Source organism: Corynebacterium sp. HMSC29G08, from assembly GCF_001806875.1.
In the GTDB taxonomy this organism is placed as follows: domain Bacteria; phylum Actinomycetota; class Actinomycetes; order Mycobacteriales; family Mycobacteriaceae; genus Corynebacterium.
In genome coordinates this window covers 36,634-62,354 of record NZ_KV786225.1, presented here as the reverse complement: position 1 = coordinate 62,354, position 25,721 = coordinate 36,634, and the positions used below count along the sequence as shown (strand labels likewise).

Genomic DNA, 25,721 nt, shown 5'->3' with positions numbered 1-25,721 from the left:
GGTGGCGCGGGGGTGGCTGCAGCAGGCGCGGGTTCCGGCACGGGTGCGGGTTCCGGCACGGGTGCAGGTCCCGCTGCGGGGGTGGCTGCTGCAGCGCCGAGGCCCGTCGTCCTCGTGCCACTGCCCGAGCACGTCAAGCTCCTCGGCCGCACGGTCCCAAACACCGGCGCGGGCGGCGCAGGCGGCGCGGACGGTGCGGGGGTGGAAGACGTGCTGCTCGGCCTCAGCGACGGCACCACCATCACAGGCGCCGAATACCTCGCGCTCCACCACGGCGCCGAACTGGAGGTGGCGTTGTTTCACCCGGTGGAGGGCGCGGTGGATGTGTACAGGGGGCGCAGGTACGCAAATGCGAAACAACGACTCCTGGCGAAGCTGGTCTCCCCGACCTGCGCCTGGCCTGACTGCAAAACTGCCGCCGAGCACTGCGAAGCGCACCACGTCACCCCCTGGAAGCATGGCGGCAACACCAACATGGACAACCTGACCATGCTGTGCAGCTATCACAATCGCGTCAACGACGACGATCCTGGCGCTACAGGGGGCGTTGCTAAACGACGCCGCCGCGCCGGCCACATCACCCTCATCCGCGGCCGCCCCGCGTGGCAGCCCGAGTGGGGCCCGCCGATTGAGAACACCGCCGGGCCGCCGGGCGCGATGCGGCTGCTGTTCGGCGCGGCGGGGGTAACCGGTCAGGGTTAGGAGAGGCGTGTTAGGAGAGGCGGAGGTTGTTGATTGGTGCGTCCACAAACGACAGCGCCCAAGCGATGAAACCGAGGTCCACGTCGAGTTCGCGGTCGCCAGCAGCGGCCGAGCCGGTGGCGGAATTGGTGGCCGAATTATCAATGACGGTGAGTTCGATGTTGCCGTCGGGGGTGGACTCGGTGGTGCCGACGAGGCGGCCGTCCGCGTCCATAATCTCGCGGCGCTTGTGCAGCGGCGAGCTGCCGCGGCGGCGCGCGGTGTAGATGCGGCCGTCGCAATCTGCCACGTATTTGCTCACGGTGATGGAGCGTTTGCGGAGGGTGTACGTTCGGCCGTCGATAGTAGAGGCGCGCACGTGCGTGGCCTTGGTGGACTTCACCACCATGGACACGCCCGCAATGGTGATCGTGTGCGGCACGGTCACACCACGTACACCAACACCGCAACAACAGACAGCAGCACCAACGTGGCAATCAACGCGTTCGCGGAGCCCTTCTGGCGTGCCTCCATCACCTCACGCGACAGCCACGCAAGCGCCACAACGTCCGTGGCAGGCAAGTCCGTTTCGCCCTCGAACTCCAAGATCGCCTTGCGCACGCCCGAGTTGGCGCGCGTAAACTGCGCGACCTTTTCGCCAGCGGCGTTGTCGATGATCCAGTTCGACGAGGACTCACTCACCAGCGTGTAGCCGCGGCCCTCAACCTCGGCGCGGATGGTTTCGCCACGCTTTAAAGGGTCGGCAGCGCGCACGATTTCCACGCCGTCGCGCACCGCGCTCGCCCCAGCCTCAGGAGCAACGGTGAGCTCCCAGACTTCGCCGCCAACGTCCGCACGCGTGTCATTGAACACGCCAAGCACCTCGGGCCCGTCCTCTGCAAGCAGCTTCGGCGCGTCCCGGTCCGTGCGATCCCAACTGACGTAATGCATTAGCAGCCAATCAGGCGCGCAGCCAGGTATGCCTCGAGCTCTGCCAGCGGCACGCGCTCCTGCTCCATGGTGTCGCGCTCGCGCACGGTCACGGCGTTGTCTTCCAGCGACTCAAAGTCATACGTCACGCAGAACGGCGTACCAATCTCGTCCTGGCGGCGGTAGCGGCGGCCGATCGCACCGGAGGTGTCGTAGTCCACGTTCCAGTGCTGACGCAGCTTGTCCGCCAGCTCACCGGCAGGCCCGGCAAGCTCCGACTTCTTCGACAGCGGCAGCACGGCCACCTTCACCGGCGCGAGGCGGCGATCAAGGCGCAGCACAACACGAGTGTCGGTGCCTCCCTTGGCGTTGGGGGCTTCTTCTTCATCGTAGGCGTCGATAAGAAATGCCATCATGGCGCGACCCAAGCCTGCCGCCGGCTCGATGCAGTACGGGATCCAGCGCTCGCCGGACTCCTGGTCGAAGTAGGACAGGTCCTCACCGGAAGCCTCGGAGTGCGTCTTCAGGTCATAGTCAGTGCGGTTGGCAACGCCCTCCAGCTCGCCCCACTTGGAGCCCTGGAAACCGTAGGCGTACTCAATGTCCACGGTGCGCTTGGAGTAGTGCGACAGCTTCTCCTGCGGGTGCTCGTACAGGCGCAGGTTGTCCGGGTTGATGCCCAGGTCGATGTACCACTGGTGGCGGTTATCAATCCAGTACTGGTGCCACTGCTCGTCCTCGCCCGGCTTGACAAAGAATTCCATCTCCATCTGCTCAAACTCGCGGGTTCGGAAGATGAAGTTGCCCGGGGTGATCTCGTTGCGGAAGGACTTACCAATGTTGGCAATGCCGAACGGGGGCTTCATGCGTGACGACGTCATCACGTTCTTAAAGTTCACAAAAATACCCTGAGCCGTCTCGGGGCGCATGTAGTGCAGGCCCTCTTCATCGTCGACGGGGCCGAGGAACGTCTTCATCAGGCCGGAGAATTCGCGCGGCTCGGTCCACTTGCCGGGCTGGCCGGTCTCCGGGTCGTTGATGTCTGCCAGGCCGTTTGCTGGCGGGTGGCCGTGCTTCTCCTCGTAGGCCTCAATGAGGTGGTCGGCGCGGTAGCGTTTGTTGGTGTAGAGCGACTCCACTAGCGGGTCTGTGAACACCTCGACGTGGCCGGATGCGACCCAGACCTGGCGCGGCAGGATGATGGAGGTGTCAACGCCGACCGTGTCGCGGCGGGACTGCACCATGTGACGCCACCACTGGCGTTTGATGTTTTCCTTCAACTCAACGCCAAGCGGGCCGTAGTCCCAGGCAGAGCGGGTGCCGCCGTAGATTTCACCGGCCGGGTATACAAGGCCGCGGCGCTTGCACAGGTTAACTACGGTATCGATTGTATTGGCGGGCACTTGGTCCGAGCCTCCTGTTGGTCACTGTTGAACACTTTCGGCAACAGTCTAGCGAAGCGACCAGCAAAATCTGTCTTCGGTCAACCCCAAAAGCCGCAAAAAAGTTTGCGGTGGGCTAATACTGGTAGATATGTCCAAACAGCCCATTCCGAAGATCGGTCCCCGCTCGACGCGCCAGCGCACCGCCATCGTGGAAATGCTGCGCGAGGTTGAACGTTTCTCCTCTGCAAGGACTATCCACGGGCTGCTTGAAGAACGCGGCGAGCAAGTCGGTCTGACCACCGTGTATCGCACGCTGCAGTCCTTGGCAGAGCTGGATATTGTCGACGTTTTGCAGACCCCCGAAGGCGAAACCCTGTACCGCCACTGCGTGAGTCCGCACCACCATCACCACCTGGTGTGCACTAAGTGTGGGCGCAGCGAAGAGGTGGAAGGCGGGCCTGTGGAGCGTTGGGCGGAGACAATTGCCTCGCGCTACGGCTACGAGCTTGTGGCGCACGACGCCGAAATCTACGGCATCTGCCGCGCCTGTAAAGAAAAACCGGCCGGAAACGCTGCGCCTGCCGGCTAGCAGCACCTGCCGACCAGTAGCGGGCTGGACAGTGCCAGGCGCTAGGGTTTTGCGAACTTGTCTACCGCGCCGCCGAAGCGGCGGTCGCGCTTGGCGTATTCCAGCACCGCGTCGTACATGTGCTGCGGCGTGAAGTCAGGAAACAGCGTGTCCTGGTAGACCATTTCCGCATACGCCGACTGCCACAAAAGGAAGTTCGACGTGCGCTTCTCCCCGCTCGGGCGCAGAAACAGGTCCACATCCGGCATGTCGGGACGGTAGAGGTACTGCGAAAGCGTGTCCTCGTTGATGTCGCCGGGGCGGATTTTGCCTTCGTTGGCGGCTTGGATGAGGTTGCGTGTGGCGTCGATAATCTCGGCCCTGCCGCCGTAATTGATACACATCGCAAGCGTGAGCCCAGTGTTATCCCTCGTCAGCGCTTCGGCTTCCTCCAGCTCACGCAGCACGGAACGCCACAAGCGAGGCCGACGCCCCGCCCACACGATGCGCACGTTCTTCTCGTTGAGCTCATCGCGTTGGCGGCGCAGCACGTCGCGCGAAAAACCCATTAAAAAGCGCACTTCGGATGCGGAGCGGCGCCAATTCTCCGTGGAAAAGGCGTAGGCGGAAAGCCAATCGACGCCCATGGCGATGCAGGCATCCACGCAGTCCATAAGCACCGCCTCACCGCGCCTGTGCCCCTCGGTGCGTGGCAGGCCGCGTTCCTGGGCCCAGCGGCCGTTGCCGTCCATGACCAGCGCAATGTGGCGTGGGATGAACTTGGGGTCAATCGCGGGGGGTTGCGGTGTCATGTGTTTGATTATGCCTGTTCCATCACGCGCAGTGACTTCAGCCCGGTTTCAAGGTGGTAATTCAGATGCGCTGCGGTCAGGCGGTGCGCGGTAGCTGCGTGTTCGGGGCTTGCGGGGTGGTTGTGTTGGAGCAGCCACATGGTGTGGAGGACCTCTGGGTCCACGTCGGCGGATCCGGAGGGGCGGCAGTTGGTGCACACGGCGCCGCCTGCTGCGGCGTTGAATGCGCGGTGCGGGCCGGGCGCTTGGCAGTTGGCGCAGTTGAACAGGGAGACTCCCCAGCCGGCATGGTCGGTGGCTTGAAGGATGAAGGCGTCTAGCACCATGGTCGGAGCTTCATTTGCTTGAAGACGCCCCAACGCAGCCCCCACCAACCCAAACAACCCCGGATCCGCCTCCTCATAAACCAGCTTTTCGGCGGTCTCCATGATGGCGCAGGCGGCGGTGTAGCGGTCAAAGTTATCGGTGATCTGGTGGCCGTAGTAGGTCACGGTGTCCGCGCCGGTGATAGTGGCAAGCGAGTTGGTTTTGCGCCCTGGGTAGACCTGCACGTCAACCTCCACAAACGGCTGCAGGCGCGAGCCGAAGCGGGACTTGGACTTGCGCACCCCCTTGGCCACGCCGCGCACCAGGCCGTGGTGTTCGGTGAGCAAAACGATGACACGGTCCGCCTCGCCAAAGTCATAGGTGCGGATGATGTAGGCGCGGTCGCGCCAGGAGTTCAAGGCCACTGAGATACCCGCTACACACCCGCTAAAAACCCAAACGACCTAAAGCCTTCGGGTCCGACTGCCAGTTCTTCAGCACCTTCATGCGCAGGTCAAGGTAGACGTTGGTGCCGGTCAGTTCCATGATTTGGCGACGCGCGCGGTGCGTGATGCCGGACAGGCGGCGCCCGTCCGGGCCTTCAAGAATGCGCTTTTGGCCTGGGCGCTCCAGGTAGACCACGGCGTAGATCATGGTGCGCTCCGGGTTCTCCGGGTCCGGCACCATCTCATCGACCTGCACGGCAACGGAGTGCGGCAGTTCCTCGCGAAGGCCTTTAAGCGCCTCTTCACGGATCAGTTCCGCAATGCGCGTTTCCATGTCCTCATCAGTGACGTGGTCTTGCGGGTAGAAGCGGGGGCCCTCAGGGAGTTGGGAAATCAGGACATCTAAAAGCACGTCCAGCTGCACCTGCTCGGTGGCAGACACGGGCACGACCTCCGAATCCGGGCCCAGCATCTCGTGGAGCTCAATGAGGCGCTCCCCCACCGCATCCTTGGACGTTTTGTCCAGCTTGGTCACAATGCCAACCACCGGCGCCTTCGGGCTGATCTCACGGATCTGCTCATAGATGAACCGATCCCCCGGGCCGAGCTTCTCGTCTGCCGGCACCGTAAAGCCAATCACGTCCACATCCGCATACGTGTCGCGCACCACGTCATTCAAACGCTCGCCCAACAGCGTGCGCGGACGGTGAATACCGGGCGTGTCCACCACGATCACCTGAGCGTCATCGCGATTGACAATGCCGCGGATCGGGTGCCGAGTCGTCTCCGGCTGATCCGCCATAATCGCAATCTTCTCCCCCACCAACGCATTGGTCAGCGTGGACTTACCCGTATTCGGTCGGCCCACAAAAGCAACAAAACCAGAGCGGAAGCCCTCAGGTGCGGAAGTGAAATCATGCATAACGCCTAAGGGTACTCAACCTCCACCACATCAAAGGAAGAGCGCGGCCGAACAAGCAGCTCCTGGCACTCAATCAGCGGCAGCTCCGACAGATCGCGCGAGCGCACCTCGTTGACAAAATCAAACATCGTCGCCCCCAAATGGCCAAGCCTTTCGCGGGCCGGGTCATCAAACATCGCCGCGTAGAGCGCCGTGGCTAGGTCTCCGGAGCCGACGACGTTGCCGCCTAAACGTGGCGTCGATAAGCAAAAAGTGCCCTCGGGCGACACATCGACCATGCTCAAAGGATCCGAACCCACCGACGTAATCAACGCACGCTCCGGCAGAGCAACATCCAGCAGGTTGAGCTCCCACTCATTCGGCGTAATCGCATCCGCCAACGGAATGAGCACCTCACGAAACACATCCGGCATCTCCGGGCTAACAAAGGAGCCAACCTCCTCATTCCCAATCACCGGATCACAGATATAGCGAGCCCGCGGATTCGCCTGCTTAATACGCGTCACCGTCTCGCGCACCACCTCCGCAAGCTCCGGCGAGCCCAAGTAGCCAGTGACAACCAGATCAACCTGGTCAAAGGCAAAGCTAAACCCGTCCAGCACATCTTTCACCTGCTGCGGATCCATCACCGGACCACCCCAGTCGGGGTACTCCGTGTGGTTAGAAAAATTCACCGTATAGACCGGCCACACCTCATGGCCCAAGCGCTGCATCGCAAAGGTCGCAGCCGAATTTCCCACATGCCCAAACGCCACGTGAGACTGCAAAGAAACAATATTCACGCGCAAATCCTAACAATCACATAGGGTGGGGGTACTTCTGTGATTGCCAACACAAACAATGAAGGGAGAGGCATTGCCCATCTACGAATTCAAATGCGGCTCCGGTCACATATCCGAGCAGCAGCTACCCATGTCCAGCGAGCAACGCACCCGCGAATGCCCCAGCTGCGGCGACGTAGCCAACCGGATGATCAGCGCCCCCGCCGTACGACGTGTCGACGGGGCGCGAGCACGCGCCGTCGAAGCAACACAGAAGAGCGCATACGAGCCAGCCGTAGTCAACAGCCTGCCCAGCACAGGCAACAGACGCGCAACGCCCGTCACGCGCAACCCCCAACACGCAAAACTACCCAAACCCTGAGGAGGACCACGACATGCCAACCAACCTGTTTCCCCTCGACTCATCCAAGCCATTCACCGAGCAAGAAAAAATCGGCCACAACCGCTGGCACCCCGACATCCCGCCAGCAGTCACTGTAAAGCCCGGCGACTCATTCCGCGTTGACTGCCGCGAATGGTTCGACGGCTTCATCAAAAACGACGACAGCGCCGACGACATTCGCGACGCCCCACTGCACACCGTCCACACCCTCTCCGGCCCATTCCGCATCGAAGGCGCCAAGCCCGGCGACCTGCTCGTAGTGGACATCCTGGACGTCGGCCCCATCCCGCAGGAAGAAGGCCCACTTGCCGGCCAAGGCTGGGGCTACACCGGCATCTTTGCCAAGAAAAACGGCGGCAGCTTCCTCACAGACCAATTCCCTGACGCCTACAAGGCCGTCTGGGACTTCAACGGCCAGACCGCCACGTCGCGCCACGTCCCCGGTGTGAGCTTCACCGGCATCATCCACCCGGGTCTGATGGGCACCGCGCCGTCCCACGAACTGCTAGGCAAGTGGAACCAGCGCGAAGCCGCACTGATTGCCACCGACCCGGAGCGCGTGCCGCCGCTGGCGCTGCCGCCGGAGCCAAACGGTGCCGTGCTCGGCTCGCTGGAAGGCGAAGACTTCGACCGCGTCGCCGCCGAAGGTGCGCGCACCGCCCCGCCGCGCGAAAACGGCGGCAACCAGGACATCAAGAACCTGTCCAAAGGCACCCGCGTGTTCTATCCCGTGTACGTGGACGGCGCAAACTTCTCCGTGGGCGACCTGCACTTCTCCCAGGGCGACGGCGAAATCACGTTCTGCGGCGGCATCGAGATGAGCGGCTTCATTGACCTGCACGTTGACATCATTAAAGACGGCATGGCCAAGTACAACGTCAGCGAAAACGCCATCTTCATGCCCGGCAACGTGGAGCCGCGCTACAGCCAGTGGCTGGCGTTCTCCGGAACGTCCGTCACGCTCGAGGGCGAGCAGCGCTACCTGGATTCGCAGCTTGCGTACCAGCGCGCCTGCCTGCACGCCATCGACTACCTGACTACGTTCGGTTGGTCGCCGGAGCAGGCTTACCTGCTTTTGGGCGCCGCGCCGATCGAGGGTCGTTTCTCCGGCGTGGTGGACATCCCGAACTCGTGCGCGACGGTCTACTTGCCAACGGAGATTTTCGACATCGACATCCGCCCCGGCGCCGGCGACCCACCACGCATCGACCCGGGTATCGGCGCCCCGCGTTCGGCGCTCTAAGAGCTACAGCTTTTCGACGCCAAACTGCATCGCCGGATGCGCAAAAAACTCCTGCGACTCAACCAGTTTGAGCTCGCCGGAATCCGCCTCGAAGGTCACACGCAACATGTCGTAGACCGACGAGGCGGTTTTTGCGAGCGCGTCCGCCGGATCCCCCGTGTGCAACAGGTGGCCGGTGAACAGGGCGGCGGTGACGTCGCCGGAGCCGTTGCGCTTCATGGGCAGGCGTGGGGTCTGCACCATCCACGTGCCGTGGCTATTAGCCACGAGCATCTCCATGACGTCCAGCTCTACCGTCTCGGGGCGCTGCACCGACGTCACCACAACCGTCTCCGGGCCCATGTCGCGTGCCGCTTCGACGGCAGTAAGCGTGGAGTCCAGATCTGTCACGTCACGCTCCGTGAGGTAGCCCAGCTCGAACTGGTTCGGGAAGATGATGTCTGCCACCGGCACCACCTTCGAACGCAGCATCGGCGGGATCTCATCGGCCACGTGGCAGCCGGATTTTGCATTGCCCATCACTGGGTCGCACGCGTAGATCGCTTTCGGGTTGGCTTCCTTGACGCGGGCAACGGTATCGATGATCACGTCCGCGATGGTGGGTGCGCCTTGGTAGCCGGTAACGATGGCGTCGATAAGCGGGAAAGCCCCACGCTCCTCAACACCTGCAATCACTGCGGCGACATCGTCCGCCGGCAGCACCGGGCCTTTCCATGCGCCGTAGCCGGTGTGGTTAGAGAAGTTAACCGTGTGCACCGGCCACACCTCGTGCCCGATGCGCTGCAGCGGAAACACCGCCGCCGAGTTGCCCACATGTCCGTAGGCCACCGCTGACTGGATCGACAAAATATTCATTTGGAAAACTCCTCCCCCGCAGGCGCGGGAACACTTACTAAAACAGTACGGGTCTTGATGCGACCCCGGCGGTCACGGCCGCCTTCCGCGGTATACGTCAGGCCATCTATGCTTATCGACGACCCCGGCAACGGCACACGCCCCAACTCATAGGACAACAAACCGGCAACAGTATCGACGGAGTCGAGCACCTCGTCGTCATACGTGAGCTCATAGTCCAAGTGGTCGGCGAGGTGGTCGATGAGATCATCCAGCGGCAGACGAGCCTGGACGCGCAGGAGGCGGATGTCCGAATCCATGTCGAGGTGTTCGATGGGGGCGGCTTCGTCTTCGTCGTACTCGTCGGTGATTTCGCCGACGATCTCCTCCAGCAGGTCCTCCATGGTGAGCAGGCCGGCGACGCCGCCGTACTCATCGACTACGACCGCAATGTGCGTGTTTTGCTGCTGCATCTGCTTCAGTAACACGTCCAGCGGCTTGGAGTCGGGGACGAACAGGGGCTCGCGCACCACGTTGGTGATGGCGGTGGCGCGGTCGATGGGGCGGCCGTCCTCACCAAACATGTCCTTGAGGTAGGCAACGCCGACGATGTCATCGACATCCTCACCGATCACGGGTACGCGCGAGTGGCCGGAACGCACCATCAGGCGCGTAGCCTGGGCGGCCGTCTTATCCTCCTCGATCCAGATCATCTCAGGACGCGGCACCATGACTTGGCGGGCGTGGGTGGAGGCGAGATCGAAAATATTCTGGATCATGCGACCCTCGGTGGTTTCCACCACGCCCTGCTCCTGGGCAATATCCACCATCTCACGCAGCTCCACCTCGGTGGAGTAGGGGCCGTCGCGGAAATCCTCGCCCGGGTGGAAGACGTTGCCAAGCTTGATCAGCAACCCCGACAACGGGCCCAGGATGGTGTGGAACGCCACCAGCCACTGCGCGGCGCGCAAACTGATGGAATACGGGTTGCGCTTACCCGCCGTACGCGCAAACACGCCGATGATGCCGAACTGCAGCAGTGTCACAGCGGCAACCGCCGCGGTAATCGCCCACACGTCGGACGCGATCAGGTCCATGGCGAGCATCGCGGCGAACACCGCCGCCACCACATCCAACACTGTGCGAAGCATCACCAGCGTATTGACGTGACTTGCGCGGTTGTCCACCACGCGCAGCAGGGTTGCCGAGCCGCGCACGTCGTCTTTGACCATGCCTTCTACGCGGGCACGCGAGATCGGCGCCAGCGCGGACTCCACCGAACCCAAAAGGCCGGATAGCAGCAGTGCGATCAGCGTCGTCACCGCATAGGCAAGCGTGAGTGGCACTTAGCGCTCCCCCGCCTGCTCGCCAGCCGCGCGCATGCGTCGATCCAGCTCTTCGCGGTCCGCTGCCGACGGAAACGCATGCTCACCCGTCGGCTTGTCCTGGTAGGCCACGCCACGGGTGTGCAGCGAGTCGTACCAATCCGACAGGATCTCGTTTTGCAGGGCGAACATCTCGTGCTCGTCGTCTGGGGCGACGTGGTCGTAGCCAAGCAGGTGCAGCACCCCGTGGACGGTGAGCAGCGCAAGCTCGTGCGCCAAGTCGTGGCCGGCCATTTCGGCTTGTTTGCGGTCGAAGGCGGGGCACAGGATGATGTCTCCAAGCATGGCCGCACCAAACGGCGAGGCGTCTGGACGCCCACCGCCCGGCGTCAACTCATCCATGGGGAAACTCATCACGTCAGTTGGGCCTTCCAGGTCCATCCAGCGGACGTGGAGGTCGGCCATCGTCGCTTCGTCTACAAGCGTGATCGTAACCTCGGTGTCTGGGTGGACGTCCATCGCACGCAACGCGAACGAGCAGACGTCCACCAGCATCTCTTCGTTGACGTCGGCCTCTCCCGACTCGTTTAACACCTCAATACTCATTGCCCTGCCTCCAGCTCACGTTCGCGCTCAATTTCTCGCTGGCGCTTCTCGTAGCGCGCCGCGTTTTGCGCATCATGGCGGTCGTAGGCCGCAACAATGCGCGAGATCAGGTGGTGGCGCACCACGTCTTCGGCGCGCAGCTCCATAAACTCAATGCCTTCGATATCGCCGAGGATGCGACGCGCCACGCGCAGACCCGAGACGGTACCCCGCGGCAGGTCCACCTGGGAGACGTCGCCCGTGACCACCATCTTCGAACCGAAACCGAGACGCGTCAGGAACATTTTCATCTGCGCGCCGGTGGTGTTTTGGGCCTCATCCAGGATCACAAACGCGTCTGAGAGCGTGCGGCCGCGCATGTAGGCAAGCGGGGCGACTTCGATGATGCCGGCTTCGATCAGCTTGGGGATCATCTCGGGGTCAAGCATGTCCCGCAGCGCGTCGTACAGCGGCCGCAGGTACGGGTCGATTTTATCGCTGAGCGTGCCGGGCAAAAAGCCCAGCTTCTCGCCTGCTTCCACGGCCGGGCGGGTCAGGATGATGCGTTTGACTTCTTTGTTCTGCAGCGCCTGCACGGCTTTCGCCACCGCCAGGTACGTCTTGCCGGAGCCGGCCGGGCCAATCCCAAACGTAATCGTGTTCGCGTCAATGGAGTCCACGTAGCGGCGCTGCCCCGCCGTCTTCGGACGAATCACCTTGCCTTTGCGCGCCACAATCTCCGCGCCCAGGATCTCCGCGACGGACTCTGGCGCCTCATTTTCCATAATCCGCACGGCGTGCACCACGGTATCCGCGGTCACGGGCACCCCGCGGCGCGCCATCGACTCCAGCTCGTCCAGTGCGCGCAGCGCATGGCCAACACGGTGGGCCTGGCCACGCAGTGTCACCGTCGTGCCCCGCGCGTGCACGTCCACGCCCAAGTGTTGGCTGAGTACGCGGACGTTTTCATCGTTGACCCCAAGGACGGATTGCGCGTAGGCGGAATCCAGCTCGATTTTTCGGGTGAGCAGTTCTTCCATAATGCGCTTCAGACTACCAGCGGCTTGTCAAGGTTCCGATCGCGCAGAGCCCCGCAAACGCCGCGCTTGCTGTCCGAAGCACCTCGGGCCCGAGTTTTACGGGTGTGCCGCCGATCAGCTCCAGTTCATCTGCGCCAATGCCTCCTTCGGGCCCGACTACCAGGTAGATGTCGTCCGAAAGCTCCACATCCCTGATTGATGTGGTCGCGTCCTCATGCAGGATGAGCTTTTGCTTATCGACGCCACCCAGCCACCCCGACGACACCGGCTTAGCTACCTGCGGCACCCACGCCCGACGCGCCTGCTTGGCACTGGCAAGGGCCTGATTTTGCCACTTCTCTACCATCTTGGCCTGCTTGTTTTCCGGCCAGCGGGCGATTGTGCGGTGGCTGATCCAGGGGATGATCGCGTCCGCGCCGGCCTGTACAGCCAGGTCAACGGCAAGCTCGGAGCGCTCCGATTTCGGGATCGCCTGCACCACCGTCACTCGCGGCGAGGGCGCCTGAACCACGTGTTGGGCAACCACGTCGCCGCGTAGTTCGCTTTTGGCGGTGTGGGTGACGGTGACGGTGGTGGTCAAGCCGAAGCCGTCGGTAAGCATGATCTGCTCCCCAACCGCAATGCGTTTCACGTGGGCGTGCTGGGCCTCCGGGCCAACGAGCACGCCTGCGCGCGGGTTGTCAGTAATGAAAAGCGGCAGCGACACTAGCGGCGGAACCTATCACGCATCCGGCCGAAGAACCCCTCATGGGTGTTGTCGGACTCGGTGTGAACTTTGGCGCTGTCACTGCGAGCGTTACGAAGCTTGGTCAGCGCCTCACGCTCCTCGGACGAAAGGTCCGTCGGCACGACAACCTGCACGTGCGCGACCAGGTCGCCGAAGCGGTCAGTTCGAAGCAACGGCATGCCCTCGCCATCCAAACGCACAGTCTCACCCGGCTGCGTGCCAGCAGGCACCTCGATGACGGTCTGGCCACCAGCCAGGTTGTCCACCGTGATCTCCGTGCCAAGTGCCGCGTCCACCATCGGTACGTTGAGCTGCAGCAGCAAATCGTTGCCGTCCCGAACAAAGTACGGGTGCGGCTCCGTGTGCACCTCCACGTACAGGTCACCTGCGGGCCCGCCGCCGTGGCCGACCTCGCCCTGGCCAGCCATGCGGATACGCATCCCGTTGGCAATACCCGCCGGGATGTTCACCGTCAGATCACGGGTTGCGCGCACGCGGCCATCGCCGGCGCACTGCCCGCACGGGTCCTTAATAATCTCGCCGTAGCCGCGGCACTTCGGGCAATCACGTGTAGTCATCACATTGCCCAGGAAGGACTGCTGCATCTCCTGGACCGCACCCATGCCCTGGCAGTAATCACACGTGACCGGCTTCGCCTGGGATTCGGACCCGGTTCCGTGGCACTTGTCGCACACCACGGCCGTGTCAACGCTGACTTCCTGCTTCACACCTGCGTAGGCCTCCTGCAGGGTAATGGAGGTCCGCAGCAACGCATCCGCGCCCGGCTGCACACGCGAACGCGGCTGACGCGCCCCACCGGCACCACCGCCGAAAAACGCCTCAAAAATATCGCCCAATCCACCACCGAATCCGGCGCCGCCACCCATGCCGCCGCCGGCCTCCATCGGGTCCCCGCCACGATCCACAATGGAGCGCTTCTGCGGATCCAGCAGCACCTCCTGTGCAAGCGAGATCTCCGCAAACTTCTCCTGCGCCTCCTCCGACGGATTCACATCCGGGTGGTACTTACGCGCAAGTTTGCGATACGCCTTTTTAATTTCCTGTTCGGTGGCTTCCCGGTCCACGCCGAGGATGCCGTAGTAATCCCGAGCCAAAACGTTCCTTTCTATTCGCCGCGCAGGATGCGGCTGATATAGCTGGCCACCGTTGCAACCTTCTGAATGGTACCGGGGTAGTCCATGTGCGTGGGACCGACAACCCCTAAACCACCAAGTGCCTCATGGCCAGCCCCATATGCAGTTGTAACAACACTGGCGCGCGATAATTCCACATCCTCGTTCTCACGCCCGATGCGTACGGACACCTGCTCAAGCTCCTGGGCGCTTGCCAACAGCTTCAGCACCACCACTTGTTCCTCCAGCGCGGCAATCACGCTGCGCAAATCCCCCGGCCCGTGCAAGCTGAGATTGCCGGCACCCGCAATCAAAATACGGTCCGGCGTGGTCTCCACCAAGGTATCTATGAGTACCTCGGTTGCCCGGCGCGCCGCCGGTTCCAGGTGGCCAGGTGCCTCGTTTGGCAGGCCCGCAATCGCGTCGGCGGCTTCGCGCAGCGTCTTGCCTACCAGCACGGTGTTGAGGTGTTCGCGCAGCAGCCGCACTGCGGCATCATCAATCGGCTGTTCCAGTTCCACGTTGCGCTGGTCCACGCGCCCCGTGTCCGTGATCAGCACCAGCAGAAGGCGCGTCGGCGCAAGCGCCACCACCTCGCAGTGTTTCACGCGCGAGACCGTCAGCGTGGGCAGCTGCACCACGGCCGCCTGGTTCGTCAGTTGCGCAAGCAGCGTCACTGAGCGGCGCAGTACGTCTTCGAGATCCACACCGCCGTCAAGAAACTGCATGATCGCGTGCCGCTCTGCGACGGACAACGGCTTGACGTCATGCAAAGCGTCCACAAACGCCCGGTAGCCCGCCTCAGTGGGGATCCTCCCCGACGACGCATGCGTCTGCTCGATGAAGCCCTGGGACTCTAGCACGCTCATGTCGTTGCGAATGGTCGCCGAGCTGACGCCCAGCCCGTGGCGCTCCACAAGCGCCTTCGAGCCCACAGGTTCCTGGCTGGCGATGTAATCAGCGACGATTGCCCGCAGCACCGCCCGCCGTCTCACATCCGCCGCACTCATAGCCGTTGATGTTACTCGTGGGCAAGCAGGTCTGTCACGATGCCGTCGACAAGCAGCCTGCCCTTGTCCGTCACTGCGATGCGCTCGCCCACCGTCAGCAGGCCGAGGGCTTCATGCTTATCGACGCCCCCGTCAACCAACCCAGCTGCAATCCCCTCTTTGAGCCGCAACCCCAACATGACCGCCTCAAAACGGCGGATCTGATCAGTAAGCTGCTCCTCCTCGGCGATGGGCAGCTGGTTTGCGGCGAGGATGTCGGCGTAGCGCTCGGGACGCTTCACGTTGTAGAAACGGCGCGGAAAGATTGTGGAATGCGCACCCGGGCCTGCACCCCACCACGCGCCGCCGCGCCAATACAACAAGTTGTGGCGGCACTCCCCGCCCGGCTTGGCCCAGTTGGATACCTCGTACCAGTCGAAGCCCTGCGCTTCGAGGGTCTCGGCGATCATCTCGTATCTGCGCGCGTAGACATCCTCCTGCGGCGCCGGCAACTCACCGCGGCGAACCTTACGATGCATCGCTGTGCCGTCCTCCACGATCAACGAGTAGGCGCTAACGTGATCAACTGGGGTTTCCAAAATGGCGTCTAGGGTTGCGCGTACATCGTCGTCCGTCTCGGTCGGGGTGCCGTAGATCATGTCCAGGTTGATGTGCTTAAAGCCGGCGTCGTGCGCCTCTTTGGCCGCCGCGACCGCGCGCCCCGGCGTATGCCGACGGTCCAGCACCTTGAGTACCGGCGTGGACGCCGACTGCATACCCAACGACACACGCGTAAAGCCGTTGTTCAGCAAGCCCTCGAAATACTGCGGGCTTGTAGACTCCGGGTTGGACTCCGTGGTGATCTCCGCACCAACGCTTAAGCCAAACGTGTTGCGCACCGCGTTGAGGATGCGTCCTAAGCCGTCTGCCCCCAACACACTCGGCGTACCTCCGCCAATAAACACCGTGTCCGCCGAACGCTGCACCGTTGAGGCCGCTAACGCAAGCTCGCGCTCCAACGCATCCAAATACGCAGCGTGGGACGTTTCCACCTCAGCCGGGGTATAGGTATTGAAATCGCAATACCCGCAACGACTCTCACAAAACGGGACATGCACATACACGCCAAAAGCATCCATGCGACACATTCTGCTACGTAACCCCTACTTCACCCAGACACGCACATAAAACGCCCCGGCGACAAAGGACTGACACGGATCCGCCAATCCGCGCCTTCACACACCGGGGCATGAGGCGAGAGTGTATCGGATAAATCCTTAGGCTAAATCCTTAGGCGCCGCGGCGGCGGCGTTTGGCGGCGACGCGGGCCACGATGGCGTCGATACGCGCGCGCTCTTCCAAAAACTCTGGCGGATTCAGGCCCCGCATCGTGCGGGCAAACGCCGGATGATCCTCAAACACGGTCTCAATCCAGCCGTCCACGGCTGCCTCCACAAGCGCGCCAGCACGCGCATACAGGTGCGGCAAGCTCACCGCACCCAGCTCACGCGCCACCATGTCCGTCTGCTCAAGCACAAACGCCACGACCTCTTCAAGGTGCTGCACCACCAAATCAGTGCGACCCGTCAAAGCGTCCTGCATCATCTGCACCGAATACGGCACTTTAAGCGGGAAGAGGTCGTCCAAGCCCGCAGCGTCGAGAAGCTCAGGCTCCGGGATCCGCTCCTCCGGATGCGCACTGGCGGACAGGTGGCCGGCGCGCATCCCCGACGTCAGCGCCTGGCGCAACCCGATCAGCTCGCCGACGATACGGCGGGCGTCCTGGCGGGCGTCATCCACAATTTCGCAGAACTCCGCCAAGCAGTCATCTGCTAGCTCACCGTCATAGTCAGCGATGGCCTCGGCGATGTGCTCAGCGTACTCAGCAACCTCATCACCGATGTTGTAAATCTCCTGAGTCAACTCACGATGGCGCAGCACAGCGGCCGATTTGTGCATCGTAAGCCTCCCAGGAAACAAACACGTGACAGTAACAGTCAGCGATGCTATTCCACTTCACGCGCACCGGCGTTAAGGCGCGCCGCTAACGCTGATACAGCTTGTCAATATCCTCCTGGAAACGCTGGAACACCACGTTGCGCTTCACCTTCATCGTCGGCGTCATCTCATCATTTTGCTCCGAGAGGTCACGGTCCAGGATGCGGAACTTCTTCACAGCCTCTGCTCGCGACACCGTCGCATTCGCCATGTTGATCGCATCCTGCACCTCAGCACGCAACGCCGCATCCTGCGCCAATTCGGACGCCTTCCGGTTCGCCGGAATGTTGCGGTTGGCCTTCCAGCGCTTCAGCTCCTCCTCATCCAAGGTGACAAGGACGCCGATGAACGGTTTGCCGTCCCCAACCAGCAGCGCATTGGAGATCAGCGGGTGCTGGCGGATGATATCCTCCAGCGGCGCCGGGGAGACGTTCTTGCCGCCAGCGGTAACAATCAGGTCCTTCTTGCGGCCCGTGATGGAGACAAACCCGTCCTCATCAACCTCACCCAGGTCACCGGTGTTGAACCAGCCGTCCGTGATCGCCTCTTCGGTGGCCTCCGGGTTCTGCCAGTAGCAGGAGAACACGCCGGGGCCCTGGAACTCGATCTCACCGTCATCATTGATGCGCACCGAGTAGCCATTGACCGGGCGGCCAACGGTGCCAATCTTGTTCGCATCCGCGTTGTTCACGCAGCACGCCGCACACGTCTCAGTCAGCCCGTAGCCCTCATAAATAGGCACACCCATGCCGCGGAAGAAGTGCGACAGATCCGAGCTCATCGCCGAACCACCCGTAATGGCGTACCAGACCGAGCCGCCCATGGCCTCCTTGATCTTGCCGTACACCAGCTTCTCGTACACCTTGACCTTGGCTTTTTGCATTCGCGACGGCCCCTCCGGCGTATCCAGCGCCTTCGAGTACTCAATCGCCGCCTTCTCCGCCTCTAAGAAGATGCGCTTGCCCACCGCCGAACCGTCAGCGGCCTTGTTGTAGGCACCTTCGCGTACCTTCTCAAACACGCGTGGCACGCCCACCACCAGGTTCGGCCGCACACGCTGCAGCTCCACCGTCAACGTTGATGTATCAGACCAGTGTGTCTGCGTCGCCCCCGAAATCGTCCACGCTGTAGACACCGCACGCGCCAACACGTGCGCCAACGGCAAAAACGTCACCATGCGCTGGCCCGGGTAAGACACCTTGCCAATCTCGTTTTCCAACAGTGCCCAGCACTGGTGCGCCCAGTTGCCATGTGTAATGGCCACGCCTTTCGGACGCCCCGTGGTCCCCGAGGTATACACAATGGACGCTAGGTCGTCGTGGGTGAGGGCTTGCCAGCGTGCGTCCACTAGCGAGGTGTCCACCGTGCGGCCCTCAAACTTGATGGTTTCCACACCTGCCGAGTTGAACTCGTACAAACGCTCCAGCTTGGAGTCCTTGTACACACCATCCGGCAAAAACGGTGTCATCAACTCAGTGTGATCACGCGTCTCACAAAACGCGATACGCGCCCCCGAATTCTCCAAAATCCACTGAATCTGAGGCGTCGAACTCGTCGGGTAAATCGGCACCGACGCCGCACCCGCCGCCCAGATCGCAAAATCCAACAACGCCCACTCATAGCGCGTCGAAGAAAAGATAGCCACACGATCCCCCGGCTCAATACCAGCCGCGATCAGCCCCTTCGCCACGTCATAGACCTCATCCCAGAAGTCCGCGGCGGTCACCGACACCCACTCATAGTTACGAGGGCGGGAAAACAGCACCAAATGCGGCTGCTGCGTGCACAAAGTAGCCAAACGGCTGATGCACGTTTCCTTCTCATTCAGGTGGAATCCAAGCTCTGTTGTGTACGTGTTCGACGGCATGGGGGCCACTTTAGCGTGTGCTGTGGCAGAATTACTGTTTGTGATGAACGGGGATTTGTTGCTCGAACTCGCCGCGGCCTACGGCTTCGGCACCACCTACCGCAATTCCAACGGGGAGGTCACCACACCCCCGAGGGAGTCTTTCATCAAGCTGTTGCGCGCCTTAGGGCTCCCGCTTGACGACGCACCGACGGACGAACAACTCCAATTCCACCTGGACGACCGCCACCTTGAGCTGGCGACACGCCCCCTGCCGCCAACCGTGGTAGCAACGCAAGGCGAGGAACGCCACTTCAACGTGCACGTCCACGAAGGCCACCCGGCGCACTGCTGGATCCAGCTCGAAGACGGCACCTCACGCGACGCGTATCAAGACGAAAACTGGTCTCAACCTGTGACCGGCGCCGACGGCATCGTGTGGGGCGAAGCCACCTTCCACATCCCCGGCGACCTGCCCGTGGGTTGGCACGAATTACACCTGGAGTCCGACAACTTCACCGACAGCTGCACGCTGATCATTACCCCGCGCACGCTGTCCACAAACGAGTCCTGCATCCAGGACCCCGTGTGGGGTGTCATGGCGCAGCTGTACTCCGTGCGCTCAGAACAATCCTGGGGCGTGGGCGACTTCGAAGACCTCGCACGCCTGGCCGAAGTCGTTGCCGCCGAAGGCGCGGACTACCTGCTGATCAACCCCGTCCACGCCGCGCAGCCCATTCCGCCTGTGGAGGACTCGCCGTACCTGCCCACCTCACGGCGCTTTGTTAACCCCATCTACATCTCCGTGGAGGCTGTGCCGGAGTATGGGCGGTTGGATGGGGAAACGTTGGCGTCGATAAGCAAGATGGCCCAACCGCTCAAAGCCATGAACCACTCAGCCGCACCGCTTAAACGCAACGAGGTCTTCGGCACCAAACTGCAAGTGCTGCGCGAACTGTTCTACCTGGCTGAGCAGGATCCGAAGCGCACCGACGACTTCGAGTTGTTCATGCTCGACGAAGGCGAAGGGCTTGCAGAATTCGCCCACTGGTGCGCGCAACAAGCCGTCACCGTCGCCAACGCACGCCACGACGGCGCCGAATACCTCGGCGAAACCACACGCTTCTACATGTGGCTGCAGTTCATTGCTGACGAGCAGCGTCGCATCGCCCAAGAACGCGCCATCGCCGCCGGCATGCGCCTCGGCATCATGACCGACCTGGCGGTGGGCATCCACCCCGACGGCGCCGACGCCCACACACTTGCAGACGTTCTGGTTGCCGACGCCTCCGTAGGCGCCCCACCAGACCAATACTCTCAACTCGGCCAAGACTGGTCCCAGCCACCATGGAACCCGCAGGCGCTCGCCGAAGCCGGCTACGCGCCATGGCGCGACCTGCTGCGCACCGTGCTGCGCCACTCCGGCGGCATCCGCGTCGACCACGTGCTTGGCCTGTTCCGCCTGTTCTGGATCCCCCGCATGGATACCCCCGCCGACGGCGTCTACATGAACTACGACTACGAAGCCATGGTGGGCATCCTCACGCTCGAAGCGCAGCGCGCCGGCGCGGTGGTTGTGGGCGAAGACCTGGGCACCTTCGAGCCGTGGGTGCAGGACGTGCTGCGTGACAAGGGCATCCTTGGCACCACCGTCCTGTGGTTCGAATCCACCCCGTGGAACGGTGCGCCGCTGCCCTCGGATCAGTACCGCAACCTGTCTTTAACCGCCGTGGGCACGCACGACCTGCCGCCAACCGCCGGCTACATCCAGGGCGCGCACAACGAGCTGCGCCACAAACTCGGCCTCGTGCACGAGACGTTAGAGGAGCTCAACGCTAACGATGCGGTATGGATCTCCCAGGTGCTTGCCGCCGTGCAGGCCGAGGGCGCATTCGACGGCACCCCGCTAGCCAAGGTCAACTTCCTGGACAAAGACTTGGGCCAGTACGGCGACGTCGACTCAGTGGACTCAGTGCTGGTCGGCCTGACGCGGTTTGTCGCCTCCACCCCATCCGCCATGACCTGCACGAACCTGGTGGATATGGTTGGAGACGTCCGCATCCAAAACCAGCCGGGCACCAACCACGAGCAGTACTCCAACTGGTGCATTCCGCTTTGCGACGCGAGGCGCAACCCCCTTACCATCGAAGACCTCCCCACCCTGGAACTCTTCAAGCGCGTCGCCGAAGCGTCGCAGCGCAAGCGCTAAAGCGCGCTGATCGCGGCGGCGACGACGCACATCGCGATCAGAAACCACATCACCTGGCTAACGCGAGACTTGGGGAAGCGCCGCTTCGACGGGCGCTTCCCCAGTTCATCTGCCGGGGTTTCAGGCGTGGTGTTTTGCGGATTCGACAGATTCGACATGGCAGTAACGCTACTCCCCTTGGCCGTGGACGTCCGAACCCGCGAGCCCGCGGCGGGTCAGGAGTGGGCGGACGTCTTTGTCGCGGCCTCGGAACGCACGGTATGCCTCCGTGTAGTCTCGGGCGGCACCGCGCGACAGGATAGTGTCGCGGAACGCCTGGCCGGTTTCGCGGTTGATGCCGCGCTCCTCAACCAGCTGGTAGCCATCAGCGTCCAGAGCCTCGGCCCACAGGTAGGAGTAGTAGCCCGCCGAATACCCGCCGGCGAAGACGTGGTTGAACCAGGTGGAACGGTAGCGCGGTTCGAGACCTTCGATGTCTAGGCCGACCTCTCGAAGCGCCTGGGCTTCAAATTCGGCGATGTCCACATCATTCGCGGGTGGGGTTTCCAGGCTGTGCCACGCAAGGTCGATGGCTGCGGCCGCTAAGTATTCGGCGGTGGCGAAACCTTGGCCGAACTGTCGGGAAGCGCGCACCGCTTCGAGCAGTTCGTCGGGGATCACGTCTCCGGTGTCCACGTGGCGTGCGTAGTTGCGCACGATCTCCGGGGCAAACGCGTAGTTCTCGTTGATTTGGGAGGGGAACTCAACCCAGTCACGAGGCACATTCGTGCCGCTGAGCGTTGGGTAACGCACGTTGGACAGCAGACCGTGCAGTGCGTGGCCGAATTCGTGGAAGATGGTGGTGACCTCGTCCACGCTGAGCAGATTGTCGGTGATGCTCATAACGTTGACCACCACCGGCTTCGTATCCAGCAGCGTGGACTGTTCCACAAACGAGCTCATCCAGGCACCGCCGCGCTTGGTTTTGCGGGCGAAATAGTCTGTTAAAAGCAGGCCGATGCCGGTGCCGTCGGCGTCTTTCACTTCCCACACGTCCACGTCGTCCCGGTAGCCGCGCAGATCCTCGCGCTTGGTCACAGTGATGCCGTAGAGGAGGTTGGCGGCGTAAAACGCGCCGTCTACAAGCACCTGCTCAAGCGGGAAGTACTTGCGCAACTCGGCGTCATCCACGTCCAGCTCCTCTTCACGGCGCCGCGCCTGGTAGTACGGCCAATCCGCCCCATCCACCTCAAAGCCAGCGAGCTCGGAGGCGAGTTTGCGCTCAGCTTCCGCGTTCGCCGCAGCCGCCGGGGCAAGGTCCGCAACCAGCGCGCGGGCAGCCTGCGCGGTTTCAGCGGTTTCCTCCGCAATCACGTAATCAGCGTGGCTGGCGAACCCGAGCAGGTTCGCACGCTCCAAGCGCAACTGCACAGTTTCGGCGATGATCGCCGGGTTGGTTTCGGCTCCGCGTTGGCGGGAAGCGGCGAACAGGTGGCGTCGAGAAGCAGGAAGCTCCAGGTCAGCCTGCAACGACTGAGTGGTGGGCAGCTCGATGGGCACCACGTAACACTCGCCATCGCGATAGGCCTCGCGCTGCGACTCGCTCAGCCCCGCCAGCTCCTCCGCGCTGAACTCCACAGCAAGGCGTTTCGTGTCGGCGAGCAGGTTGCGCCCGAAACGCTCCGACAGCTCCGCCAGGCGCTGGTTGATCTCCTGCAGACGAGTCTTGCCCTGCGCATCAAGCGTGGCGCCACGGCGCTGGAAGCGGCGCATCAACAGGTCATGCAGGCGCTGCGACTCCTCACCAGCCGGCACCTCAACCGCCTCCAGGCGGCGGTAGAGCTCCTCATTTTGGTAGATGGAGTCTAGGTGGGCGGACAGCTTCGGCACAATGTCATCTGCAACCGCGTCGAAAGCCTCGTTGCCGTCGGTGCCTTGCAGATTGAAGAACCAGGCGGTGACGCGCTCAAGCTCGCGGCCGGAGCGCTCCAGGGCCTCGACGGTGTTTTCCCAAGTCGGGGTGGGTTCAGTGGTGATGGTGGTGATTTCTTCGGCGTGGCGCCGCAACGCTTCGGTGAACGCGGGCTGCACGTCATCGAGCGTGATGGCGGCAAAGTCCGGCAGACCGTAGGGCAGGTTCGATGGGTGCAACAACGGGTTGTCAGTCATGGCACCCGATCCTACTTGGAATGCAACTTAGACTGGACCGTCATGGACGTCACCATCACCTGCCCCGCAGGCACAATCACCGGCACCGCAACCGCAACCACCCGCGAGTTCCACTCCATCCCCTACTCGCATATCGACGCCCCCTTCGACCCACCCCTGCCCGCCTCCGAGGGGCAGATTATCGACGCCACCACGCCGCACCCGGACACCATCGCGCTCAGCATCACCACCCCGGCGTCAGCCCGTGCCCTCGACGACTACCCCGTGATGGTCTATCTGCATGGCGGCCGCTTCGAAGAAGGCAACCACTGCGAGACCACCTCGCGGCCAGAGGCGTTTGCGAGCCAGGGGGTCGTGCAGGTGCGGGTGGGGTATCGTCGAAAATTTCCCGGGTTGCTCCCCTTCCCCGGTGATGCGTCGTTCCGAGCTGTGGAGGACTGCCAGGAGGCGCTGCGGTGGGTGCAGCGCAACATCGAGCACTTCGGCGGTGACCCAACCAACGTCACCTTGGTCGGGCACTCAGCAGGCGCGGCGCTGGCGCTCTGGTTGGCGCGCCGCGACCACTTCCAGGGAGCGTTCCGGCGCGTGCTGGCGCTGTCTCCCGCGTTTCCGCGAACTCCGTTTGCAAAGCGCAAGTGGGCGGCGCGCGGGGCAATTGGCAAGCCGCTGACACGCCAGGTGCTCAACGCATACGCCGGGCGCCGACCGGACGCTATCGAACGCGCCTACCAGCGCTTCCGCACCCAGTACTTCCACGACGTTGCGCTTGGCCCCGCACCGTTCAATCCTGCAGAACTTGCCGAGGTCCCAATCGTGGTCACCTCCACCCGCGAGGAGTTCCACCACTCCGGCGAGGGGTTCAACGCGTTCGGTGCCACGTTTATCCGCTGCTTCGGCCGCTTATTCGGCGCCAAAGGCGACGCAGCCCGGCGCGCCTACATCAATGCGGCACGAGCCACGGATCCTGATGCATTGGCGGGCAGGTTCTTATCGGATGCGCTGATCCGCCGCTGGGTCGATACCGCCTGCGAGCATGGCCCTGCCGATATCCGCCAAATCGAGTTCTGCGCCAACACCCCACTTGGCCACAGTTGTGAGCTGGATGCGCTCTTTGGGGAGCCTGGAACCCACATCGGCCAGGTCATCTACAACTACATCCGCAGCGGCCACGCTGACTGGCCCACCTACCTCCCCGGCCGAAGGGTTCTGCGCGCCTCGCTGAGCTCGGACACGACGTCGGTCGTGGAGGATCCGTTAGGCGGCGTGCGTACGGCGTTCAATGAGTAACTAACGCCCTGCGCGTTCCAGCACGGCGCGCAGCCGCGGATCCGCCAGCTCTTCAACCAGCCACGGCGAGAACGCGAACGGGGTTGCGTCCGCCGCGCGAACAACATCTGCCGGATCCGCCCAGTGCCACGCATCCACCTCGTCTGGGTTCGGGTCCAATGCCTCATGGCCCGGCGCCAAGCGTGCTGAGTAGACCGGGCAGATCTCGTACTCCACGATGCCGGAAGAATCCACCGCACGGTAACGAAACTCGGGCAGCACCGGGGTTACGTCCAGCACGGCACCGGCCGGTAGGCGCAGCTCCTCTACAGAGCGACGCAAGATAGCCGCCGGCACGTCCTCGCCGGGGCCGGGATGGCCGCAAAAGGAGTTCGTCCACACCCCGGGCCACGTTTTCTTCCCCAGTGCGCGCCGTGTGAGCAGCAGCTGGCCGTCCTCGTTGAACAGCCAGCAGGAAAAGGCGAGGTGCAGCGGGGTGTCACCGGTGTGGACTTCGGCCTTGTCCGCGGTTCCGATCGGGGATCCGCTGTCACTGAGCAGGGTTACTTCTTCGCGCATTAGTTATTCAGATTCCCTTGGAACGTGACGTTGCCGATGGTGAACTGCGCGTCCCACAGGTTGCCCGTGGACACGTTGAACGCGTACTTGGCGTTCACCGTCGCACCAGGACCAAGTGGCAGGTCAAGACCAACTATGTCTACGCCAGCCGCATCCGCGGTCAGCGTCTCAGCGGTGCGCATCTCCCCACCGCCGGCGTTGTACTTCAGCGTGGGTTTCAACGCGTTTACAGGCATCGGCGCATCCGACTCATTGGTCACCGCAACCACGACCACGGTGCCGCCGCCCGGAGCGTAGCTAGATCCCTGCCATTTGTACGACAAGTCCATGGCGGGATCCTTGACGCGCTCGCCGTTGATCTCCGTACTTGGCACGGGCTCAACCTCAGAGCTTGCGAAGGTCTCCGCAGGTCGCCCGATCGTGCTGGTGGGGGTGACGGCCTCCGGGTCAACGTCGTTTTCTCCGGGGGCAGTGCAGGCGGCAAGCGGCAGCAGCAGGCTGAAAACCGCAAGTTTTCGGCGGTGGGACATGTAGGCGACGCTCCAAAATCCATCGTTGTGAGTTTGCAGGCAATCCTACAGCCCG

Annotated in this window: 27 protein-coding genes; 6 read left to right on the top strand and 21 right to left on the bottom strand. The window is 62.8% G+C overall.

Going from position 1 to position 25,721, the window contains the following annotated elements; genetic code table 11:
- The coding region (locus HMPREF3101_RS03735; RefSeq protein ID WP_141737341.1) for an HNH endonuclease signature motif containing protein at nt 1-702 on the top strand (702 nt) is incomplete at its 5' end.
- A 10-nt stretch (nt 703-712) separates the two neighbouring features.
- Here HMPREF3101_RS03735 and HMPREF3101_RS03730 read toward each other — a convergent pair.
- Genes HMPREF3101_RS03730 through HMPREF3101_RS03720 form a run of 3 tightly spaced genes read right to left on the bottom strand, consistent with a single transcriptional unit; the run spans nt 713 to nt 3,014 of the window.
- Nucleotides 713-1,129, bottom strand: coding sequence for a hypothetical protein (locus HMPREF3101_RS03730; protein ID WP_070462696.1), 417 nt, complete (start codon nt 1,127-1,129; stop codon nt 713-715).
- The gene (locus HMPREF3101_RS03725) at nt 1,126-1,632 is read right to left on the bottom strand and encodes a hypothetical protein (protein WP_070462694.1); all 507 of its coding nucleotides are present in this window, start codon (nt 1,630-1,632) and stop codon (nt 1,126-1,128) included. Before HMPREF3101_RS03725 ends, HMPREF3101_RS03730 begins: the two co-directional genes overlap by 4 nt.
- Entirely contained in the window at nt 1,632-3,014 is a 1,383-nt protein-coding gene (locus HMPREF3101_RS03720; protein WP_070462692.1) for a glycine--tRNA ligase, read from the bottom strand. The genes HMPREF3101_RS03725 and HMPREF3101_RS03720 overlap by 1 nt, the downstream gene beginning before the upstream one ends.
- A gap of 130 nt (nt 3,015-3,144) precedes the next feature.
- Between HMPREF3101_RS03720 and HMPREF3101_RS03715 the strand changes: the two genes are divergently transcribed.
- Entirely contained in the window at nt 3,145-3,585 is a 441-nt protein-coding gene (locus HMPREF3101_RS03715; protein ID WP_070462688.1) for a Fur family transcriptional regulator, read from the top strand.
- Between the two features lie 41 nt (nt 3,586-3,626).
- Here the strand turns inward: HMPREF3101_RS03715 and HMPREF3101_RS03710 are convergent, their stop codons facing one another.
- From HMPREF3101_RS03710 to pdxY (HMPREF3101_RS03695), 4 genes are read right to left on the bottom strand one after another with little or no spacing between them, the layout of a single operon-like run.
- Nucleotides 3,627-4,376 carry an isoprenyl transferase gene (locus HMPREF3101_RS03710; RefSeq protein ID WP_070462686.1) on the bottom strand — a complete coding sequence of 250 codons (750 nt, stop codon included), beginning with the start codon at nt 4,374-4,376 and terminating at the stop codon, nt 3,627-3,629.
- An 8-nt stretch (nt 4,377-4,384) separates the two neighbouring features.
- Nucleotides 4,385-5,107, bottom strand: a complete 723-nt coding sequence (gene recO, locus HMPREF3101_RS03705; protein WP_083280067.1) for a DNA repair protein RecO — start codon at nt 5,105-5,107, stop codon at nt 4,385-4,387.
- 22 nt (nt 5,108-5,129) lie between these two features.
- The gene (era, locus tag HMPREF3101_RS03700) at nt 5,130-6,050 is read right to left on the bottom strand and encodes a GTPase Era (RefSeq protein WP_070462684.1); all 921 of its coding nucleotides are present in this window, start codon (nt 6,048-6,050) and stop codon (nt 5,130-5,132) included.
- A gap of 5 nt (nt 6,051-6,055) precedes the next feature.
- Nucleotides 6,056-6,832 (bottom strand): pyridoxal kinase, encoded by a 777-nt coding sequence (pdxY, locus tag HMPREF3101_RS03695; protein WP_070462682.1) that lies wholly within the window; start codon nt 6,830-6,832, stop codon nt 6,056-6,058.
- Nucleotides 6,833-6,890: 58 nt separating this feature from the next.
- Between pdxY (HMPREF3101_RS03695) and HMPREF3101_RS12555 the strand changes: the two genes are divergently transcribed.
- Nucleotides 6,891-7,193: an FmdB family zinc ribbon protein gene (locus tag HMPREF3101_RS12555; protein WP_083280066.1), complete on the top strand. Its 303-nt coding sequence runs from the start codon at nt 6,891-6,893 to the stop codon at nt 7,191-7,193.
- 13 nt (nt 7,194-7,206) lie between these two features.
- Nucleotides 7,207-8,457 carry a formamidase gene (gene fmdA, locus HMPREF3101_RS03690; RefSeq protein ID WP_070462679.1) on the top strand — a complete coding sequence of 417 codons (1,251 nt, stop codon included), beginning with the start codon at nt 7,207-7,209 and terminating at the stop codon, nt 8,455-8,457.
- Between the two features lie 3 nt (nt 8,458-8,460).
- On the opposite strand, the gene pdxY (HMPREF3101_RS03685) is transcribed toward fmdA, so the two are convergent.
- From pdxY (HMPREF3101_RS03685) to HMPREF3101_RS03640, 10 genes are all read right to left on the bottom strand, one after another.
- Entirely contained in the window at nt 8,461-9,312 is an 852-nt protein-coding gene (pdxY, locus tag HMPREF3101_RS03685) for a pyridoxal kinase PdxY (RefSeq protein ID WP_070462678.1), read from the bottom strand.
- On the bottom strand, nt 9,309-10,637 hold the full coding sequence (locus HMPREF3101_RS03680) for a hemolysin family protein (RefSeq protein ID WP_070462677.1): 1,329 nt from the start codon (nt 10,635-10,637) through the stop codon (nt 9,309-9,311). Before HMPREF3101_RS03680 ends, pdxY (HMPREF3101_RS03685) begins: the two co-directional genes overlap by 4 nt.
- Nucleotides 10,638-11,222: an rRNA maturation RNase YbeY gene (gene ybeY, locus HMPREF3101_RS03675; RefSeq protein ID WP_070462673.1), complete on the bottom strand. Its 585-nt coding sequence runs from the start codon at nt 11,220-11,222 to the stop codon at nt 10,638-10,640.
- Nucleotides 11,219-12,241 carry a PhoH family protein gene (locus tag HMPREF3101_RS03670; RefSeq protein WP_070462672.1) on the bottom strand — a complete coding sequence of 341 codons (1,023 nt, stop codon included), beginning with the start codon at nt 12,239-12,241 and terminating at the stop codon, nt 11,219-11,221. Before HMPREF3101_RS03670 ends, ybeY begins: the two co-directional genes overlap by 4 nt.
- Nucleotides 12,242-12,254: 13 nt before the next feature.
- On the bottom strand, nt 12,255-12,947 hold the full coding sequence (locus tag HMPREF3101_RS03665; protein WP_070462670.1) for a 16S rRNA (uracil(1498)-N(3))-methyltransferase: 693 nt from the start codon (nt 12,945-12,947) through the stop codon (nt 12,255-12,257).
- A complete protein-coding gene (gene dnaJ, locus HMPREF3101_RS03660) occupies nt 12,947-14,083 on the bottom strand; it encodes a molecular chaperone DnaJ (RefSeq protein ID WP_070462665.1) in 1,137 nt (378 codons plus the stop codon). Before dnaJ ends, HMPREF3101_RS03665 begins: the two co-directional genes overlap by 1 nt.
- An 11-nt stretch (nt 14,084-14,094) precedes the next feature.
- On the bottom strand, nt 14,095-15,111 hold the full coding sequence (hrcA, locus tag HMPREF3101_RS03655) for a heat-inducible transcriptional repressor HrcA (RefSeq protein ID WP_070462663.1): 1,017 nt from the start codon (nt 15,109-15,111) through the stop codon (nt 14,095-14,097).
- Between the two features lie 11 nt (nt 15,112-15,122).
- Nucleotides 15,123-16,229: a radical SAM family heme chaperone HemW gene (gene hemW / locus HMPREF3101_RS03650; protein WP_070462661.1), complete on the bottom strand. Its 1,107-nt coding sequence runs from the start codon at nt 16,227-16,229 to the stop codon at nt 15,123-15,125.
- Between the two features lie 151 nt (nt 16,230-16,380).
- Nucleotides 16,381-17,049, bottom strand: coding sequence for a hypothetical protein (locus HMPREF3101_RS03645; RefSeq protein WP_070462658.1), 669 nt, complete (start codon nt 17,047-17,049; stop codon nt 16,381-16,383).
- Nucleotides 17,050-17,134: 85 nt separating this feature from the next.
- The gene (locus tag HMPREF3101_RS03640; protein WP_070462655.1) at nt 17,135-18,955 is read right to left on the bottom strand and encodes an AMP-dependent synthetase/ligase; all 1,821 of its coding nucleotides are present in this window, start codon (nt 18,953-18,955) and stop codon (nt 17,135-17,137) included.
- A gap of 43 nt (nt 18,956-18,998) precedes the next feature.
- Between HMPREF3101_RS03640 and malQ the strand changes: the two genes are divergently transcribed.
- Entirely contained in the window at nt 18,999-21,143 is a 2,145-nt protein-coding gene (gene malQ, locus HMPREF3101_RS03635) for a 4-alpha-glucanotransferase (protein ID WP_070462705.1), read from the top strand.
- Here malQ and HMPREF3101_RS12065 read toward each other — a convergent pair.
- Nucleotides 21,140-21,301 (bottom strand): hypothetical protein, encoded by a 162-nt coding sequence (locus tag HMPREF3101_RS12065; RefSeq protein ID WP_168160150.1) that lies wholly within the window; start codon nt 21,299-21,301, stop codon nt 21,140-21,142. The genes malQ and HMPREF3101_RS12065 overlap by 4 nt on opposite strands.
- 10 nt (nt 21,302-21,311) lie before the next feature.
- Nucleotides 21,312-23,291 carry a M3 family metallopeptidase gene (locus tag HMPREF3101_RS03630; RefSeq protein ID WP_070462654.1) on the bottom strand — a complete coding sequence of 660 codons (1,980 nt, stop codon included), beginning with the start codon at nt 23,289-23,291 and terminating at the stop codon, nt 21,312-21,314.
- Between the two features lie 42 nt (nt 23,292-23,333).
- Between HMPREF3101_RS03630 and HMPREF3101_RS03625 the strand changes: the two genes are divergently transcribed.
- On the top strand, nt 23,334-24,578 hold the full coding sequence (locus HMPREF3101_RS03625) for an alpha/beta fold hydrolase (protein WP_070462651.1): 1,245 nt from the start codon (nt 23,334-23,336) through the stop codon (nt 24,576-24,578).
- On the opposite strand, the gene idi is transcribed toward HMPREF3101_RS03625, so the two are convergent.
- Together idi and HMPREF3101_RS03615 are read right to left on the bottom strand one after the other, a co-directional pair.
- Nucleotides 24,579-25,136 (bottom strand): isopentenyl-diphosphate Delta-isomerase, encoded by a 558-nt coding sequence (idi, locus tag HMPREF3101_RS03620; RefSeq protein WP_070462650.1) that lies wholly within the window; start codon nt 25,134-25,136, stop codon nt 24,579-24,581.
- Nucleotides 25,136-25,666, bottom strand: a complete 531-nt coding sequence (locus tag HMPREF3101_RS03615; protein WP_070462649.1) for a hypothetical protein — start codon at nt 25,664-25,666, stop codon at nt 25,136-25,138. Before HMPREF3101_RS03615 ends, idi begins: the two co-directional genes overlap by 1 nt.
- Nucleotides 25,667-25,721 lie beyond the last annotated feature (55 nt).